The sequence below is a fragment of the Paenibacillus sp. GCM10027627 genome (genome assembly GCF_042675505.1).
In the GTDB taxonomy this organism is placed as follows: domain Bacteria; phylum Bacillota; class Bacilli; order Paenibacillales; family Paenibacillaceae; genus Pristimantibacillus.
Map to the genome: position 1 here is coordinate 470,651 of NZ_JBHTHB010000003.1, position 19,209 is coordinate 489,859.

General features: G+C 44.7%; 12 protein-coding genes. 4 read left to right on the forward strand and 8 right to left on the reverse strand.

What is annotated here, in order from left to right; translation table 11 throughout:
- Window positions 1–139: 139 nt before the first annotated feature.
- Window positions 140–625 carry a DinB family protein gene (locus ACFQZE_RS13990; RefSeq protein ID WP_379357920.1) on the reverse strand — a complete coding sequence of 162 codons (486 nt, stop codon included), beginning with the start codon at window positions 623–625 and terminating at the stop codon, window positions 140–142.
- 132 nt (window positions 626–757) lie between these two features.
- Between ACFQZE_RS13990 and ACFQZE_RS13995 the strand changes: the two genes are divergently transcribed.
- The 3 genes from ACFQZE_RS13995 to corA all read left to right on the forward strand — a co-directional run bounded on the left by ACFQZE_RS13995 (window position 758) and on the right by corA (window position 3,112).
- A complete protein-coding gene (locus ACFQZE_RS13995; RefSeq protein ID WP_379357922.1) occupies window positions 758–1,345 on the forward strand; it encodes a CGNR zinc finger domain-containing protein in 588 nt (195 codons plus the stop codon).
- Window positions 1,346–1,424: 79 nt separating this feature from the next.
- Complete coding sequence (locus ACFQZE_RS14000; RefSeq protein ID WP_379357924.1) at window positions 1,425–2,165, forward strand: NAD-dependent protein deacylase; 741 nt, start codon at window positions 1,425–1,427, stop codon at window positions 2,163–2,165.
- A complete protein-coding gene (gene corA / locus ACFQZE_RS14005) occupies window positions 2,162–3,112 on the forward strand; it encodes a magnesium/cobalt transporter CorA (protein ID WP_379357926.1) in 951 nt (316 codons plus the stop codon). Before ACFQZE_RS14000 ends, corA begins: the two co-directional genes overlap by 4 nt.
- A gap of 157 nt (window positions 3,113–3,269) precedes the next feature.
- On the opposite strand, the gene ACFQZE_RS14010 is transcribed toward corA, so the two are convergent.
- Window positions 3,270–4,520, reverse strand: coding sequence for a YbfB/YjiJ family MFS transporter (locus tag ACFQZE_RS14010; protein WP_379357928.1), 1,251 nt, complete (start codon window positions 4,518–4,520; stop codon window positions 3,270–3,272).
- Between the two features lie 117 nt (window positions 4,521–4,637).
- Between ACFQZE_RS14010 and ACFQZE_RS14015 the strand changes: the two genes are divergently transcribed.
- A complete protein-coding gene (locus tag ACFQZE_RS14015) occupies window positions 4,638–5,573 on the forward strand; it encodes a LysR family transcriptional regulator (protein WP_379357930.1) in 936 nt (311 codons plus the stop codon).
- A 96-nt stretch (window positions 5,574–5,669) separates the two neighbouring features.
- On the opposite strand, the gene ACFQZE_RS14020 is transcribed toward ACFQZE_RS14015, so the two are convergent.
- From ACFQZE_RS14020 to ACFQZE_RS14045, 6 genes are all read right to left on the reverse strand, one after another.
- Window positions 5,670–6,755, reverse strand: a complete 1,086-nt coding sequence (locus ACFQZE_RS14020; RefSeq protein ID WP_379357933.1) for a polysaccharide deacetylase family protein — start codon at window positions 6,753–6,755, stop codon at window positions 5,670–5,672.
- Window positions 6,756–6,937: 182 nt separating this feature from the next.
- A complete protein-coding gene (locus tag ACFQZE_RS14025) occupies window positions 6,938–9,298 on the reverse strand; it encodes a transglutaminase domain-containing protein (protein WP_379357935.1) in 2,361 nt (786 codons plus the stop codon).
- Between the two features lie 629 nt (window positions 9,299–9,927).
- Window positions 9,928–10,422 carry a SitI3 family protein gene (locus ACFQZE_RS14030; RefSeq protein ID WP_379357937.1) on the reverse strand — a complete coding sequence of 165 codons (495 nt, stop codon included), beginning with the start codon at window positions 10,420–10,422 and terminating at the stop codon, window positions 9,928–9,930.
- A gap of 19 nt (window positions 10,423–10,441) precedes the next feature.
- Window positions 10,442–12,004, reverse strand: coding sequence for a CdiA C-terminal domain-containing protein (locus ACFQZE_RS14035; RefSeq protein ID WP_379357940.1), 1,563 nt, complete (start codon window positions 12,002–12,004; stop codon window positions 10,442–10,444).
- Window positions 12,005–12,117: 113 nt separating this feature from the next.
- Entirely contained in the window at window positions 12,118–12,999 is an 882-nt protein-coding gene (locus ACFQZE_RS14040; protein ID WP_379357942.1) for a hypothetical protein, read from the reverse strand.
- A gap of 97 nt (window positions 13,000–13,096) precedes the next feature.
- Window positions 13,097–19,162: a glycine rich domain-containing protein gene (locus ACFQZE_RS14045; RefSeq protein WP_379357944.1), complete on the reverse strand. Its 6,066-nt coding sequence runs from the start codon at window positions 19,160–19,162 to the stop codon at window positions 13,097–13,099.
- Window positions 19,163–19,209: the final 47 nt, after the last annotated feature.

The window sequence follows — 19,209 nt, forward strand, 5'->3', positions numbered from 1 at the left end:
TACTACTCCCCACAGCCCCCTTGCTAGCACACTAATGCGGTTCATCGCATTCATTTCATTTAAAGCGGTTCATTTAAAACGGTTCATTCATTAACCACAATAAATCCACTAAAATAACTCTAAATAAGGGAGCCTCGCTCTAATTTCGCCAAATCCCCTGCTGCTTCCGCAAAAGCACAATTTGTCCGCTATGATACGCGTCATGCAGCACCCAAGCCGCTAGCTCCCAACAGGTCGTTGAAGAACCGTATGGCTTCTCCAAATCGCTTTCGGACAGCCCGGCTATAGCTTGATGCAGCTCTGCTGACAGACGATGAACATCTTCGCATTCAGCCCTCCATTCATCCTCCGACTCCTGAGCTTCCTCTGCAATAAAGGTTTGGGCATTTTCGTCCGCCTGGCCTACCGCTTCTCCTGCCAACCGCTGCAAAACGCGCTTATTGTAATAATTCATATGACGTACCGTCTCCCATATGGAGTTCCCGCCTCCCGCAGGCTTCCACGCGGCCTGTTGCGCCGATAAACCATCCAGTGTCGCGGACAGCGGCACAATCCACTCTTCCTTATCCCAACAAAACTCTCTTTGCAGCAAAAGCATCTCCGTCCGGCTCATTCCCATCATCATCGCTCCTTTTAATATGTAACTAGCTAATCAAGGTTTTAAGAGTTACAATTACATTCAAAAGGTAGCATAAGCAAATTTAAAAAGCAACCACCTAAATTAGTTTAGATAGTTACATATATGGAGGAATATAAATTGGCCGAGCTATGGATCGATTATGCAAACAGCTTGCATCATGACTGGAAGGGAGATGGAGAGCAGGACGATCGCTTGCAATCGAGCGAGTGGCGGGCTGCCTTCCTACAACGACAACAGCTTGTCGCGCCGCCTATCCCCCCCACAGTAGAAGAACTGGAAGACATGACTTTTTTTCGCAGCGATTTGCGACGGTTTGCTCAAGAGCTTGCCGAAGGAGGCGATGTATCCGCAGCAATGATCGAGTGTATGAACGCTCGACTCCAGCGGAGCGCCGTAGTGCGGAAAATGATCCTTCATGAGGCCTCTGTTCAAATGGAACTTATACCGGTAAATGTCTCTTGGGAAAATGTATTGTCTGAAGTGGCTTCCAGTTTTGCCGTCACACTTCAAGACGGTTTAGTAAGCCGCATACGCATATGCGGCAACAGCAACTGCAACTGGGTTTTTCTCGACGATACGCGCAACCGTTCCAAAAAGTTTTGCGACGATAAGCTATGCGGCAATTTGATGAAAGTTCGCCGCTTTCGCGAAAGAAAAAAGAGCGACTCCCATTCATTCCAGAACGAACAACGAAAGGAATTTTAACGGTCTTTTTCATCTCAAACCGCTAGTGTTGCCTGCCCCTCCCCGTCAGGTATAATGATCCATAAGAGGTGATTTTCGGATGAGTGAACTGAGGCCAAACGAAGTGGAGTTAGCGCGCAAACTGCAAGAAGCTCAGTCTATAACTGTTTTTACGGGAGCAGGAATCAGTACGGCAAGCGGCATTCCGGATTTCCGGTCGCGGGGCGGTCTCTATGATCTGGAGCTTCCGGTCGAACGAATTGTGGCGGAATCTTTTTTCTACCAAAAGCCCAAGCTGTTCTGGACGCATTTTAAATCGATTTTTCATTTTCAAAATATCGGAAACTATAAGCCTAATGACGGGCATATCTTTTTGCGGGAGCTAGAGCAGGCCGGGAAGCAGGTAACGATTGTGACGCAAAATGTCGACGGCTTGCACCGGAGGGCGGGCAGCGGGCATGTGCTGGAAGTTCACGGTACGCTGCAAACGGCACATTGTCCAAAATGCCGCCGCACCTACGAATTCGAGCATTTAATAAAAGAGGAAATTCCTCGCTGCGAGCAGGACGACTTTATTTTGAAGCCGGATGTCGTGTTGTTCGAGGGCAGCGTTAAACATTTGGAGGAGGCTTTCGCCGCGGCCGCTCATGCGGATTTATTTTTGGCGTTGGGCACCTCGTTAAATGTTTACCCTGTTAAAGAACTGCCCCGCTATGCAAAGGGCGGCCTCGGCAAAGCGATCATCAATCGTGAGCCCACTGATATGGACGGCTTGTTCGACGCCGTGATTCATGACGATATTGTAGATGTGTTCTCTCGCATAAGGAGGTTCGTTCTTTGATTCGTACGCTTGCTGTTACACATGATATGGAAGTGCTGGCGGATGTTCCGCTAAACGAGCTAACCTCTAGCCATATTAGATGGTATTGGGTCGACTTCAACGTGCCCACTGAAGAGGAAGCTAAGCTGTTGGAAACTCATTTTCATTTTCACCCGCTTGCTGTAGAGGATTGTTATCATTTGCTGCAAAGGCCGAAGCTGGATCACTATGAGAACGAGCATTTTTTCGTGCTGCATGCCATTAATCCAATGACGCTGGCAGCCGAAGAAGTAGACTTGTTTCTAGGCGCCAACTCGGTCGTCACGTTTCATTTCAACTATTCCAGAGAAATTGAGGATGCCTGGAGCAAAGTGCTGAAGCAGAAAAAATGTGCGGAGAAGGGCCCCCTTTACGCCGCTTATTTGGTGATGGACAAGCTCGTGGATCAATATTTCCCATGCGTCTATCAAATGGAGGAAGAGCTGAACGATATTGAAAACAACGTCAGTTCGGATACGATTCAAAAGATGATGGACGATATTTTCGACATTCGCTCCAAGCTGCTGAAATTGCGGCGCACCATTATGCCGATGCGGGACTTGCTTTACCGCGTTATGAATTCAGAGCGTATGGAAGAGATGGACTCGCTTCGGGTTTATTTTACGGATATCCACGATCATCTGCTCAAACTGTCGGAGATGGTCGAGTCGAGCCGGGAGATGACCTCTGATCTTCGCGACAACTATTTGTCCGTCAATTCAAACCGGATGAATACCATTATGAAAACATTGACGGTGATGACCGCTATTTTTATCCCGCTTACCTTTATTGCGAGCATATACGGCATGAACTTTGAAAATATTCCGGAGCTGTCGTGGAAATACGGCTACTTCGGCGTTCTCGGCGTGATGGTGACGGTCGGAAGTATTTTGCTGATGTATTTTATTAAAAAGGGCTGGTTTAAGTAGAAGTAATTGGAGTCTATCGAAAATGAACCGCCTTTCAAAAGAGTGGCGTATGCCAACCTCTATCATAAGAGACGGCATACGCCGCTTCGATTCAAGCCGCAAATACGGCAATACACCACTTCCCAACCACTGATACGGCAATATACGCTACTTCCATTCAACCACTGTTAGTCAAATGGCTCCTCTCAAACTTTCGTTGCTGGCGTCCATACAAACCAGCGAACGCAGCGGCAATCGCCATAAAAATAGTGCTGGATGCCACTCCAAATTGCAAGCCGTACCGTTCAACGGCCACACCTCCAACGATAGGACCAATGATTTGTCCCGCGGCAAAAAAGGCTGTAGCCAGGCTCAAACATGCCGCATACAAGTGGTGCGGGACATGACGACGAAGAAGTGCGGTTGTCATCAGCGGCGGGGTAATAAAGGAGACCAGCCCAATGATGGCGGCTCCAAGTACCGTAAATAGCATGTGGTTGGTAGTTACTCCGAGTACACCGATCGTCCCCAAGGTTAAGCCCGACGCAAGCGTATACCCGCTCGGCCAGCGGTCAATCGCTTTTCCTCCAATCCATCCGTTAAACAAACCCGCAAATCCGATTCCGGACCAGATCAACCCGGCATAGAGGGACGGAATTCCTTTGCTCACCAGATAAGGAATCAAATACGTGAAATAGATGATGTACCCTGAGCCGAAGAAGAAATAAGAAGCGATTAGAAACAACATCCTCTTTGGATGCAGCAATAGACGGTATACCGTTTCGCTTTTTTTGTCATGCGGCTTCTTCGATTCGGTCCCCACGGCCCCCGAAGGCCGTTTCCCACTGCCTCTTTTTCTAGTAACGAACTCGAAACCAATCGCGGCAATGACCCCGAATACGCCCATGGCCATCCAGGCATATCGCCACCCCTGCAAATGCGAAGAATCAATCGTAAGTGGGGCAAATAGACCCGTCACGAGGATGCCGGCAGATCCACCCAGCCAGATAAGTCCCGATGCCGCTCCCCGTTCCTCCGGTTTAACAGCATCCATCGCAATGGAGAGGACTAAAACGGTAGCAAAGGCTGACAACAACCCGATAACGAACCGCCATAGTCCAAGTGGAATGAAATGATGACTAAATGCCGAGCCGATTAAGGTCAATCCGAGCAACATGCACGTCATCCGGTTAATGAAAGGTTTGCGGTCTGGAAACCGCGAGATTAAAGGAGACAGGCACAAGGTCCCCACCAAATAACCGATAAAGTTGACTGTGCCGAGTATACCAAGCTCTCCATAGCTCCCCCCGATCGCCCTCTGTATTCCAGGCAGAAACATGCCGTAAGAGAGCCGGGAAAATCCGAGTATGACGACAAACAATAACGATGCCCATAAAGTAATCCAATTCCACGCGGGTTTTGTAAACATATCCCCATCTACCCCCAAAATAATAAGCTGACCCTATTGTAAAATCACAGTATTGTTTTGTAAAATTGAATAATATGAATAAATAATTCGAATAAAATGAATGAAGGTGATGGGAAAATGGATCTTCGAGCTTTAAAAACTTTTGAGGCTTGCGTACGTCTTGGACATTTTCTGAAAGCCGCTGAAGAGCTTCAATATGCTCCCTCTACCGTAACGCTTCAGATTCAGCGTCTCGAAGCGGATTTGGGCGTTGCGTTATTCGTGCGCGATGGAAAACGCGTCATCGTGACCGAAGCCGGCCGATGGCTCCATCATGAGGCCTCGACTTTACTGAAATCGGTTGGAGCCATGAGGCAGACCGTCTCGGATATTGCTGCCGGAGATAACGGCTCGGTCCGCTTCGCCGCTATTGAGCCCGCCGCAAGCCAACGGCTAGCGACCGTTGTCGCTGACTTTTGCAAAACTCGACCGAAAGTGGAGTTAACTATGGAAGTAGGCGGCAGCAGGTCAATCGCAGAGAGAGTTCGGGCCGGCGAACTGGAATTTGGCGTTTGCTCTCCTCCCCCTTCTAAGCTCATGCTGGAATTTGAGCCGCTGATCGAGGAAAGACTAGGGGTTCTGCTACACAAGAACCACCCCTTAGCCGATCAAGATAACATCACAGCGAGCGATCTCGCGGGGTTAACCGTTTTAGTAAAAGAACCGACTTGCATGTATCGAAAGCTTTGGGAAACAACGATAGATGAAGCTGGGCAAAACCTATCCTCTTCTATGGAGGTTGGAAGCTTTTTTGTTATTCAACAAATGGTTAAGGCAGAGTTCGGTGTCGGGATTGTCCCGATGTACAGCGGCCTGGAGGAGGAAGGCTCCGTGGTCATAAAGCCTATAGCCGACCTGAATCCCGTCATCCAGATAGGCATTGTTTACAGAGACAAAAACCTTCTTGGCAGGGCAGCCTTATTGTTAATGGAAGCCATTAGAGGCGGCCTTTCGTGTGCCGAATTTTATGCTGCCAGTGGGATGATTAGGGGCTCTAGCCATCGGCCTTATTAAAATGTGAACTGACTAACGTTATCCCCTGAAACCAAAAAATCCGCGATTTTCGCGGACTTTAAGGGGCTAATTTTTTGTTTATTTTCTACTCAGCCTTTATCCTTCTTGCAAAACAATCTCCGCTTCATAGCCTAGCTGTTCACAAAGCTTGTGAATACGGCGCATGTCTTGTGTGCTGGTAATCCACTCGCAACCTAGGGATGATGCCTCGTTAGCGGCCCATTGCAGAATATAGACCAGGGCATCCGCATGGGGTTCCTTCGTGGCAAAATCCTCTAGCACCAGATTCCCGCCGCGAACTGAAGCACGCACGTATGCCCAGTGCTGGTCGGCAAAGCTGCGGGCGACAAAACGTGTCCCGTCATCCGACTGATCCTGCGTGGATAGAGCTTGCAGCCATTTGCTATAAGCGCCGGGCCCTGTCGGAGTTTTCGGGTTCCCCCATTCCAGGGAATCGGCGGCCAACTTCCGCCATTCCTCATCCCCAGTTACTGGCTTCCACTGCTCGCTATGGGAAGAGTCTTGGAGGACAGGCTTGAACCGGACTTGCCAGGTGCGTTCCCCTGCTCTGATGCCTGCAGCATGAAGCAGTTCAGATACGGTAACTACTGCAAGACCTTTGGCATGTGTGTGATGTACAAGCGACTTAACGGCCTGCGGCGTCTCTTTGGCGATTTCATTGGCATGAAATATTAAAATCGCCCCATTGACCAGCTCAGGGATCACCCGCTCCACAAGCTGCGCGCTTGGCGGTCCCGACCAATCGACGGTATCCACCCCTTCAATGAGCAAATAGTTCCACTCCCGCAGCCATTCCAAATTATCCTCCCGATAAGAGGCGTAAGGAAAACGCAGCATGGTAGGAACCGATCTTCCCGTTGCTTCTTGATAAGCCAGCTCAGCCAGCTTCAGCTCTTCAAAAAATACATCTTTGGTCACATCTGCCATTCTGCGGTGATGGTAGGTATGCGTTGTAAGCTCGTGGCCTCTTGCTATCATTTCTCTTGCCTTCTGCGGGTACCGATCGAACCACTCGCCTGTTAAAAAAAACGTCCCTCGCGCACCGCCCTGCTCTAAGGCATCGAGCCATGCGTCTATTGGAATTCTCATCGGACCGTCATCAAACGTAAAGGCACAGTGAGCAACCTCTGGATTGCCGCGAGTAATGACTAAGTTTGTCATTCTAAATCTCCCCTCTGTGGCATCCTTACACCACGATACCACTTGACCTTATTGTAAAATCCCGTGTTTGTTTTGTAAAATTGAATAAAATGAATAAATAATTCGAATTTATTAAATCAAAGTTTAGTTGATTACACTAAAAAAGGGCGGAAGCTGCTGCTTCCACCCTTTCTTTTGAAAGATTAAGGACTAATAAAGAGATAAGTGCCTAGGCTGCCAACTTCAACATTGGACAGGTCTGTAATGGACGCCTCACTGAAGGCAGCCGCTAAAGAATCGCCAAGCTCGGTATCGCTAAGTTCCGTTGTCATTCTGACAACCACTGGCTCTTCCGGCGCTGCTTTTAGAAGATTGGCTACTTTCGCGGTCATTTCTACGGAAGAGTCCACTTCCAAATCGTTGACCGTGTAATAGTCTTTAGTGCCGTCCGCAGCTTCAAACTCCGCTAGCCCGCTATCTACCCAATAATCCTTGTCGAGATAGAAATTGAGGGATTCTGCCGTCTCATCGCTAGAGCCATAGAGTAAAAACGGAATGCCGGAATTCGTTTCATTGTTTGTGGCATCTACATGAACCCAGCCGTTGCTCAGCTTGACCTTGTTCCAGGCATGAGGCACACCGCTCATATTTCCGGTTACGACGATCGATTCCAAGCCGGCGAGGTCGCTCAACATTTTGTAAGTAGCTGCGTACGATGCGCATACCCCTACCTTTTTGACCATAATGCCATAAACGTTAAACGAATCGTTGAACTCGGGACCAACGGACTCAAAGTTGTTTTTCTCCGCGCTTTCCAATGCCGCATCGTCATACTTCGTATTGTCGTTTAAATATTGATAAAGAGCTAAATGCTTATCCTCATCCGTCATATCTGACTTGAAGATCGTTGTAACCAGACTGCCTGCTTCCTCCACAATCTCCTGCTGCATGTCTACTATTTTATCCTGTTCATATTCATAACCAACGTACAATGTAAGCGTGCCGTAATCGTAGCCAAACTCTTTAACTCCTAAAATTAATGCGTTCTGATATAAAACTTTTCTGAACACATCCGTTAATGTTTCGAAGTTTTGCGCGTCTGGAAAAGCCTTCAATGAAATGGCTTCCTCACCGGCTATGAGATTCAAAGCCAAATATTCTTCCAAAGCGGAATCTGCATTAACGGGAACGTCGGATACGACTTTAGGAACGGGGACTCCAGCCGCATTCCCTTCATCCACTTTTTTCTGTGTATTATTTTTTTGATCCGCTACAATTGCACCTGAGTCGGACGGCACCGCATCTGCTTCAATAATAGTCGGAACGGTTGGAGCCGGAACATAATCGGTCGTATTTTGCGGTGGTACATAACCATTGGTTTCTTCCACGCTGCTTTTTCCTAACGACGCGAGTTCCTCTGTTGTAATTTTGCCTACATCAAAATAGCTGATAAACGCAGTACCCTCTATCGTCAGTTTAATCGAAGTCTCATAATTTTCAGCAGGGGTAACGCCTTCCGTATGGTAGATGATTTTCCTGTCCACAACAGAACCGTCGAGATATTTAATGGGAGTTGTTTTCGGCAGGTCATGAACGGTCGGGTGATTTTCGTAGAGGAGGTCTTCCGCCATTTCCGTCGGAATTCTATTGGAAATTGGAAGCGTCTCTACCGCTTTACTGAACCCGGATTCCTTATCTCCGGCCACTGCGGTAACGTAGTACTCTCCTTCTACACTTCCGTTCATGTAACTGACTAGTTCCACACCGTCGTCAAATCTGGAAATGCCTAGTCCACCTTCACCATCATCCATAAAATCATTAAATTCCGTTTCTTTTATCTCAGCTATTAGCGTAGGATCAAGCCCGACATATCCTTCCTCTGCGCCGCTCAAAGGATGGTTGATCTCATCTAGGCTCGGTATGCGGCGCTCATAAACGCGGTAGCTTTCCGCTCCCTCTACTTTATCCCAGGTCAGTTTAAACATCCCTGATGGACTGATTTCATAGTTCAGATTCGGAACAGGTACATCTGATTTAACCGTAAACGGAATAATTAACGGCTTATCCAGTTTAGTTGGAACCGTCGCATCCAAATCATAGTTAATGCGAATATAATAAATCGGCGCGCCGCCCCACACATCTCCACTTCTTTCGCTCATTGTTTTGGTATGCATGACACCGAATCCCGGCTGTATAGGCAATATGGTTTTACCATCACGTTGTTCCGGCCAGGTATTGTCAATTATACGGCTCTCTGGCAATGCTTTGCTGTCGGTGTGCACGGATACAATATCTTTAACGGATTCCGCAGCGCCTCTCACATCGGAGTTAAACTCAAAAATAAATTCATGGTCCTGAGCCACATTGTAAAGAGGCATAATCGATTTTTCTTTTTCACTGCCGTACTTCTTTTTGAGTTCCAAAACCGTTGTATCGGATGCTAGAACAACCGATTCGGTTTTCTCTTTCTTTTGACCGTCGTTGGTGACGGCTGCTTCGTTGCCACTTTTACATGCTGTCAAAAAAGCGCTTAATACTAGTAGCACAACCAAAAGCTTCTTCACTTCATACACCTCTCCAGCACTGTTTAGTAGAGTCATAGATTGTCATTTAAAGAATATTTGTAAATAATACCTAAATAACACTAGCATATTAGACCTATTTTTTCAAAGCTTTTTCCAATTCTAAAGAACTATATTTTGTGATAATGATAGTAAATTGTTCTAAGTTCTTCTTTTTACATATAGGGAGGGCGTTATTTTTAGATTAATAACTTATTAAAAATCTCAGATTGAGTATTGATAGTCCGCCATTGTGTGTAGACTCGAAAGTGGAAAAATTGAAAAAATAAAAAACAGCTTAACTATGGCTGTAACTCACCATAATTAAACTGCTGTTTTATTCCTTTTAAAAATTGTATCAAGTATTCTTGTTTATAACCAAAACGATTCAGACTTCAAGTATTGAATGGTGCTGCGGGCAGGCTTTCAATAAGCCGAAATTCTAAGGGCACTACATTCCAGGTTACTACTCTGTAGATAAGTTTGCGCCCAAGGACGCTTACTCCTCAATATTAAACCTCTGCCTTCTATTGAATAGACCACAATACAGGCAACTGATTTGCATTGTAGTCTTGTTGGCTTGCGGAATTATAACCCTTACAGGTCTATTACAAAAAATTTCATGACCTTTATTAAAGCTTCTCATTTGGTTTTAAAAACACCGCTTCTCTATTCTTAATGAACTTTTTAAAATCCTCATTGTCCCAAAAACCTGTATTATTATTCACATAGATAGTATCGTTTAATCTAATTAAATAGACTGTATCACCATTAAATTCAAAAACGCAGTTAGTATCAATCTTATCCATGATTTCAAAAACGATAGTTAACATATTAACCATGGCATTCTCCCAATCAAAGGACTTATTAAGTCTAAAGTTTAAACCTTGTCTATCATTAAATTCATCCCTAAAGTACTCCGACTCGTAACCATAAAGCGAATCAGTATTATCCATTAATGCTAATGAAAACCCAATCCTGTCGTATGTTTCTGTTACTTGAATCCCTGTTGATATCTTTTCTACTTTGCTTACATCCAGCGTTACACCTAATTTCCCCATCTCAATAATAATATCATTATTAGATAGCTGGATTTCCTCTAACATAAATGAATACTCAAGTGCCATACTTATAACCACCTCATTGTTATGGAAGTAAGTGAATTATCGTTTTATCTTTAGTTATCACGATAACTTCATCTAAATTCTTTACAGGCCAATCATTAAATTGCTTTTTTAGTTCATTTATATCTCCATCCCAGTCTCCAAGATTGAGAACAACTCTTCTAGTTTGGCCTTCTCTTATTTTTTTCTTCTCAATTTGTGAAGCGATAGCACGTGGACTTGTCTCACCTTTAGGTGAATAACAATCAAATATTGTACCCTTGATTAAATAATCAGGATCTTTATGAGTGTCCGATATTTTTGGATTCTGTTCAACATCGTATCCGTTTTTTGATAAAATCTCGGCTGCTTCGTTCTCTCGAGATAATGAACGTTTAGTTTCATTGTCCATATTTTCTCTTATTGTAGTTTTGTAACCTCTCGGCTGGGCACTTGGATTAGGAGCGTTTTCTGGATTTGTTACCTCCCCAGGATTTCCCCATTGGCCACCACCTTCTGCTTGACTTGGAGTTTTCCCTAATTCCTCCCCATCCCGATTCTTCCGTTTATTCTCCGTCGTCCCCTGGACTTCGTTCATCAGATCATGTTTAGGAGGAATCGCATTGGTTTGGGACTTGTCGTTCGCTCTCGGTGCACCAGGAGCTTTAACGCCTCCTTGCCTGAATCCTTTTATCGGCAGGGATCCTTTTTCACCTTGAAATATAAATTCTGCCTCTACGATATCGAGTCCTTCCATCGATAATCGATATAACAAACCAAACAAATCTGCATCATGTTTATCCGTTTTTCCTATAATGCCTTCCAGTTCTTTTCTGGATATATCACCATTGTTCTCATGTAGAATATCCAATATTTTTATAATGTCCTTAATGTCGATGTCCCTGGGCCATTCCCGCAAAATCTGATCCACAAACTCCATCTCACGTATGGTCAAACCTTCTAATTGCTCTTGATTAACGATACCACGGTATATACTCCCTATCCAATCGTCTATGGCCATTCCATCTAAATAATGATTGAAATCGGGCATCTTGCCCTTCCCTAATATCTCTTCTACATCCGTTTCCGAAATTTCCCCATTGCCCCCTCGCAGCTTTTCAATCAGCTTCCGAGCTTCCTCATCGGTAATAAACCCTCCGCCATATTCAACTAACAAATCACGAATAACATCGTTTTCTGCCTTTATTTTTTCAATTCGCTCATTCAGCGGATCTAGCATATTCTGTTCTTTTAGCCAAAGAGTTAGCGCACTAAATCCATCTTCCACATAATCGAAGAAACTCTTTCCCTTGCCATCTTTTATGTCCTCAGCACGATCGACTGCGGTTGACTCTGCTTCGCTATACTTTTGAATAGCCATGCGCAAAAGCTGCTCTATCCGAAATAATCGCTGATCCAGATCATAAAGCCGTCCGGCTGCACGACTTAGCCTCTGCCTTAGCCCTCGCCGCGCCAAAATAGCTTCATCCACATAAGATTGCATGCGGCCTAGCGCTTCTAGATGGTTGCCGATTCTCTTTCGGATCGTGCTTAATCCTTCAAGTATCTTGGTCAACATGGCCAGATTGATCTCAAATTGTGACAACCTATCCCTTCCTCCCCGCCCATTTTTATTAAAAGACCTACTTCATCTTCATTGTCTAGGTACTCCAATATACAATTTCCCGAAACATCTTTATTTTCTACCCAGCTTTAACTCTACCAGCTTATTTTAATCAAAAAATCATCCCCTAAAGTTTCAATAACAAACTCCCCACTTTTGATGTTTTCAGAGGCTGATCCATAAATAGTTACGTCAGGGAAGTTGGAGGAAACGGACTGCCATAGCTCCATAACGGACTTAGAACTTTTTTTCGAACCGATCTTTACATAGTTGGAGCCGACACGCACATCATAAATGGAGTCTAAGCTAACAAAAATTTTCCCTCTGTAAGAGATGCCTTTAGCTTCAGCAGCAAAATCCAACAAGCGCTTCATTGTCACTATGGACTGCTCTCTCGTATAGGGCTTGTCAGGCTCCATGCCAGCCGCATTGCCTTGAAAGATTTTGGCATTATACGTAATATCAGCGGATACTTTGGCCCAACTAGGTATGACCGAATAATCGATATATGGAGCTTTCTCATAGGATATCCCATCGAGCTTTAGAGACCTCATTAGGTTCCCCATCATGACGACCGCTTCTTTTCTACCTATGTTTCTATCAGGTTTAAACTCCAACTCGCTTATGCCGTTAACTATACCGAACTTATACACATGGTATACATCCACTTCAGTTGTATCCTTAAAGAGGTGCTCATTCATCGCTTTATCAATCTGCCCCGTACCTCCAGCCAACTCAACTAATACGCTGTAAACTAAAGAGGCATATTCTGATCTAGTAATCTTCGTTTTGTAGTTACCTTGCAAACCCTCTGGCACTAACCCCGCTTCGATCATAAAGGCTACATCACTAGCAGCCCAGGTTGAAGGCTGGTCAGAAAAATTAGCCCCATTAACTCTAGTCAATTCATATTTGCTTGTCATAAAAAACAAAAGAACAGCAGATAAAATAAGAACCAGAAATCTTGTTCGTTTCATGCACTCCAATTCCCTTCTAGTCATTTATCCTACTTAAAAGTGTGCACATGCAGAAAAGCAGAAAGGAGCTAAACAGCTCCTCCCTACTTCTCAATGTTTAGTGCGTTCCTGAAATATCCAAGTCATCCGATGACGACTTATTAGAGGAATACACCCCTATCACCGGATATGGAATACTCGTAAGCGGCCAAGAGGTTCCGGCCAAATTCAAAGTCCCATTGCCATTCGGTGCCTTATATTGCAGCGTGTAAGTATCGCCAACAGATAAAATATCCGCTGCCATAATAAGCACTCCGGTATTTTTTCTAAAAGCATCAATGTTCGCTTGGCTAGCCGGCTGCCCATGTTTGACAGCTACTGCGGAAGACGGCAGAGACAGAGTATAGTGCCACCTCTGAGCCTGCATAGCATACTCCAGACTGGACAACACATTCCCTGGGTTTTTACTCTCGCTATAAGTCGCATCTTGTCCAATATAGGTTCTATTGCGACCTGTCAACTTCATAAATTGAGAGCTGCCGTACATATAGTTTCCATATGGTTCAGCTGCTTTGCCCGTCGCCCCATCTCCTCCGCTTTCTGCAAAGAGCGCTGCTATCCGGTTCGTTAAATCCGCTTCTGCAATGGTTACATTCCGTCGTTTTTGCTGTTCTTCCCAATTCAAAGTCACCGGATTTGAGTGTACAGATGACGAATTCCATCCTGGCTGAACAGCTCCATGCTTGTTAATCGGCTTATACGTCCCGTTGACCTTCATATGAATGTCTACAGGGGTGATAGCGCCATTTTGCAGATTTAAATGATAGTAATAAGGCGTGATCTGTAGGTTGCTATAGTAGTTGCCCATTGTCTGAATATCTGAGAAGACGCCATAGCCCAAACGAAGCGGCTGTCTCTTCAACGCATTAATATTGTTCTTATCAGGGGTTAACGGAAATGGTATTGGACTTCGATCCATGTGCCCCATCAATCCCCAAGTATTGAGATAGTCGGTTGCCGAGGATACTCCCTCCCCCCGTATATTTACCGTATCTCCAACAATATTGAGTTGAATATTAGGGTTGACGCGCTTTACAACATTAGGAACGAGCCATTGCGTAGGCTCCAAAGGCTTTTTGAACAAATTCGAAAATCTGAAATCGCCCGTATCCTCTATCGCCATATTCCCGATTCGGCCTACAACGTCAATATCATACTTTTTAAGCGTGCTGTGTTTTGCCGCGTACTTTTTGGGAATATCGTACCTGACTTTATTCGTTGGCGTATCGTTATCTTCAAATAAAGAATTGATAGCCTCACTCTTCCATTCAACCGTAGCGCTTATCTGTTCTCGGTTTGCTAGAGGCGCATAAAAGTCAAAATTAATTTGTGATACCTCGAGCGGAATCCATTCATCTGCTTTATACAACTTGTTATTGTAAATGACATTGAACCCAAATTTCACATGTTTGGATTTCGTCCATTCTGTTGTATCCATATCGTTTTTAAATCCCTTGCCCCTGATCTCCGTTGTTTGAGACCATCCCCATTGACCGTTACCGTAAAAGTCGCCTGTATTAGGGAAATAGAGTTGGAATTCATAATCAAGCAATATAAATTTACCAGGGCTAAATCCTCCTGCCGGAGCATTTGGGTTAACGGTGATTGCCTTTAGGATGTAAGCATCCGAAGGCGGAGAAGTATCCGAACCGCCAACTACCGTCGTAATGATCTTTGTGGGTTGACCAACCTGATCCAGTGCGGGAGCTGTAATTAAAATCTTACCATTCCCCGACTGCACACCGCTTTGCATAGAACCATTTTGCACGCCGCCAATGTAGCCCGATCCACCTCCGCCGCCGGAGTCGTCAGGATCGTTATGGGACGGGTAGTCGCTGCCTCCTGCTCCACCGCCATACCAACCTCCGCCACCGCCGCCGCCGCCAGAGTTAGATCCTTCATGGTTGCTTCCGCCTTGACCAAATGTGCCAGAACCTCCGTAGTTGGATCCGCCCATTCCTCCACCACTCTGTGTGCCGCCAGTGCCGGGAGTTCCATAGCTGTCTTCTCCAGTACCTCCCGTTTCTCCACCGCCAGCTCCACCTAATCTGCCATTGCTAGGACCTCCACCTCCGCCGGCTACAATGATCCTATGGTTTAAAGTATCTCCTCCGCGCCGTACATCTGATGCTCCGCCGCCAGACTCGCTCTCTCTGCCATGACCGGAGCCTCCGCCATTATATCCAGTAGCTCCGCCGACGTAGATATGCAGTATTTCTCCGGCATTAAGAGCAACCGTACCTTTAGAATAACCGCCTTTGCCGCCAGCCCCATGAGTACTGCCTTGAGCTCCCCATACTTCGAATGTGTAAGTTCCCGTTCCGGGAGCGGTAAAGGTTTGTGGCCCATTTGTATATTCAAAGGTTTTATCGGTTACAGGCGCTGCCGGCTGATAATCCGGGTTCGCAACTTCTTGCGTTACAGCAACGGGATCTACTGCAACAAATTCTTGCACATCCGTCCTGCTTAACTTTAAATCGTCAGCGAACATATGATCATTCCAAGTTCCTGAATCGCTCGCAGAGTTCCCCTTAACAATATGAATTCTAGCTCTGGTTACATTAGCAGTTGTATTGAAGTCCATTTTTAAAGTTTGAGCGGAGGATGTGCTAGTGACAGAGCCTCCACTAATTCCACTCTGTACTCCATTACCATTGCTATCATATAAGTCTATATAGAAGTAACCATTACATCGATGACAGCTTATTTTTCCTTCAAAAGCATATTCCGCATTAGGACGCACTTGAATATCTTTGTAATAAACACCTACATAATTGGTGCCTCTACCGCCAGGATTATTTGTTGTATTAATTTCGAATGACTTCTTTCCGTTAATAAGCCACTCGTCTTCCCCCCTGTGCGTAAAGTTAACTCCAGTACTTTGGTTAGCCCATGTGTTCCACCCGGCTACCGTCCCGTTAACATTAACGATTTCGGCATCCGGATTTGGAATAATATTTTGTCGGTAATTAGGATTCAGGATTCGCTCATACTCAGCTACTCCTTCTCGCTTATTGCCTCCAATAGCTTTTGACTCTGGTACACGCTGATCCAATCGATCCGGCAAAGATTTTACTAAAGCATTTTGCACCGACACAGGATTATGAATGACTACATCGTTTACCTTTGAATGAATAGGAGAATACGGTGCATTGTAGGATAAGCCGTATTCATTGAAAATACCGTCCATCTGTACGGGATATGCTGTAGGAAGAGTTTCAGGATTGTCGTTTATCACATTTCTATAGAACACACTCGAGAAACCTGTCGTATACTCTCCGTTTGGCAATGTATTAGGAATATCAAGTCCCGGTTCCATTATTCTGAGCGATTCAGCCGGACGAGCAGGCCTATTTCGTCCGGCAGGGACCGTATCAAATATTGTAGTTACAGTACTTCCGCCAGTCGGGGAATATTTGTACTGTGGTACGCCGTATAAACCATTGTAAGAACCGACTTTAATCGTATCCTGCTGATTCCATTTAGCCGCTGACAACGGATTGTTAGTCCACATCGTATCAAAATCGGTTTTCTCTACTTCTAAATTTTCCGTTGTCTTAGCTGTATTGGACGTTTTCTGGAAGTACATGACGGATTGATCTCCGGAAGAAGTTTGGAGAATCAGAAAGTCGGATATAGCCGTTACGTTGACCGGTGCATTTTTTCTCTCATTAAATATATCCTGCTCAATCACATCACCGCTTGTAATACTATTAGAAATGCAATTATCTACATCGCCCTCCTTATAGATGACTGCATCATGCTGAGTAGGCTGTTCAGAATATCGGAGTCGACCGTCAGCGCTTGTGTTGTTTTCAGCACGGTTATAAAACCAGTTAGGATTACCTTGCCTGATGCCAGCTGTAACTTCGCTCGTATTTACTAAAGTGGCCATCCCGGTCACCTTGGATCTTTCAATCTTCCACACTATAGCCTTATCGATTTTCATATAGTCAAATGTGACTGTTTGCTCCCAATTCTCTTCGTAAGGGCCTACGGAATGTTTGGAATGACCGTTTTGTATCCATCTGTACTTTACACCAGGAATAGGGTTGCCTCTGCTGTCGTAGCCTTTTGTATAGCTACCGGTTTCCGGAGTAACAGACTCGGTAAATGGTACATCGCACATATCAACAACGGTTCTTGGCGCTGGTGCAGGAGGAGGCGAATCATTTTGCCAGCCGCCTTCCAATCTGTCCAATGCATGCCCATTTGTCACTGCATTAAATACCGATTTATAAGTACGCTTTTGAGAAAATTTGGGCACATATTCAACCTGTACGTCGACGATAAATTCAGAACCGCCCGCCGCAAAATATAAGCTGCGAGTGGTAGGTGTACCTGACATAGCGTCAAAAGCTTCATTAGAACTCGTACCGGCCGTTTGAGGAGAACCTTCTTTTATTTCCGAATAATATTTAGGTACACTAAAGAACATTCCTTCATCGACTTTTGGTTTCATCGGTCTGAACCATGTTAGAACAGTAGAATTTTTATCGAAAACACACACGATTTCTACGGGTAGATTGGCCTCATCCGTAGCTAGCACTCGTACACGAGCATTGTATTTAAAACTGACGGTTTTACCCTCTGGGATAGGATAATTGGTTAAATCATCTTCAAAGATGAGTTTGCTCGCCGCCCCGCCCTTCATATACTTGATTAACTGAGCACCTTCCATAATGGCCGTTGTAGCTTCGTTTTTCGTCTTGTCTAACACAAATTTACTATCTTTAGAAGTCCAATTAGCAGCCGTTCCGTTATTGGCTATATCCTTCAAATCTTCATTATCTGGTCTCCACAGCTCAACATGGATTTGAAAGTTACTTTTGCCCTTGACCCACTCTTCCCACTCTTTTAGATCCTCTTCACCTTGTTGAAAGTCGATTTGCATGCCTATCTTTTTCCCTATTACCTCGTTATCCGGCGGCACTTCTCCTTCAAGATCGGTTTTATTAGGTATGGTAGCTGTTGTATCGCATTTACATGTAGCAAACCCATAGACGGCAACGATTTGAGTACCGCCTACATAAACTGGCGGGTCACGATCGGTTAAAGCCGGGCCACTATTTCTCACCCAACCAGGAGCTCCGGTTTCTTTGGAACAGTTTCTTTCAACTGGATCTCTGATTCTATCGACATAAGAACACTTTAATACGTATGTTTTGCCGTTCTGAACTATGGTTTTATCTAGTTTAATGCCTTTTCCATCCTTGGTTTTATCCTCCGAATATCTCCAAGCAGGCCACATCCCTGCCTCATACCTAGTATCATATGGGGGACCGTATTTCCCAACTATAGTTCTCTCCGAAACGATATTTTTGCTTTGATCATCCTCAAAAACTGATTTAACCTTTAGTGGGTAAGATCCGTAAAAATCTACAGTCACATCATAATAGTTACGAAAATAACTTTTATCAGCCCAATCCTGTGCCCGGTATATTCCTCTTTGATTATATGGAGTATCACCACGTGAAGTTCCGTTGTTAACCAGCTGTGTAAATTCATCTATGAATTCTCTGTAGTCTCCGTTTATAACACGGAATATTGTATTCATATAAACGGTTTGTCCGTCTTTCCAGTTCATAAATTGCTTATGCCCTGAAAGTTTCGTTTCGAATTCAGCTTTAGAAATTGTAAACTTCGATACCAAAACCTCATTAGAACAACCCTTCCACCAATGGTAAGAACATTCTACGGTATCTGTCACATTCCACAATTTATTTAAATCTCCATTATTGTCATACACATCAATTCTAAGATAATCTTCTGATTCCCCCATTAAAGGAGCGCATTGAGCATAGTCCGGATGATTCGAAGCTTTTTTTTGCAAACCGTCTGATATTATTCGATTAGGATTATTGGTCACTTTGTTGCAAGTTTCATCCGCTCTAAAAACAAAAGCTTTAGTACCATATCTTATTTTACTGCTTGCTTTCTTATTAGGCGTAACAAACACAAGCTCACCATCATCAAACCAAGCGCCCGTTCTGTAGGGTTTACCGTCTTTAGATTTATTAACATCCTCATCTCCAGTTGCAGCTTCTACATCTAATTTAGGGCCAAATGGAAAGCTAGTCATTAAAATTAAAAATACTAATAACAGCATCCTCAGTTGCTTCACATACACGCCTCCTTGAACAAGTTTCATTAGTGCGTAAATAAGCTATA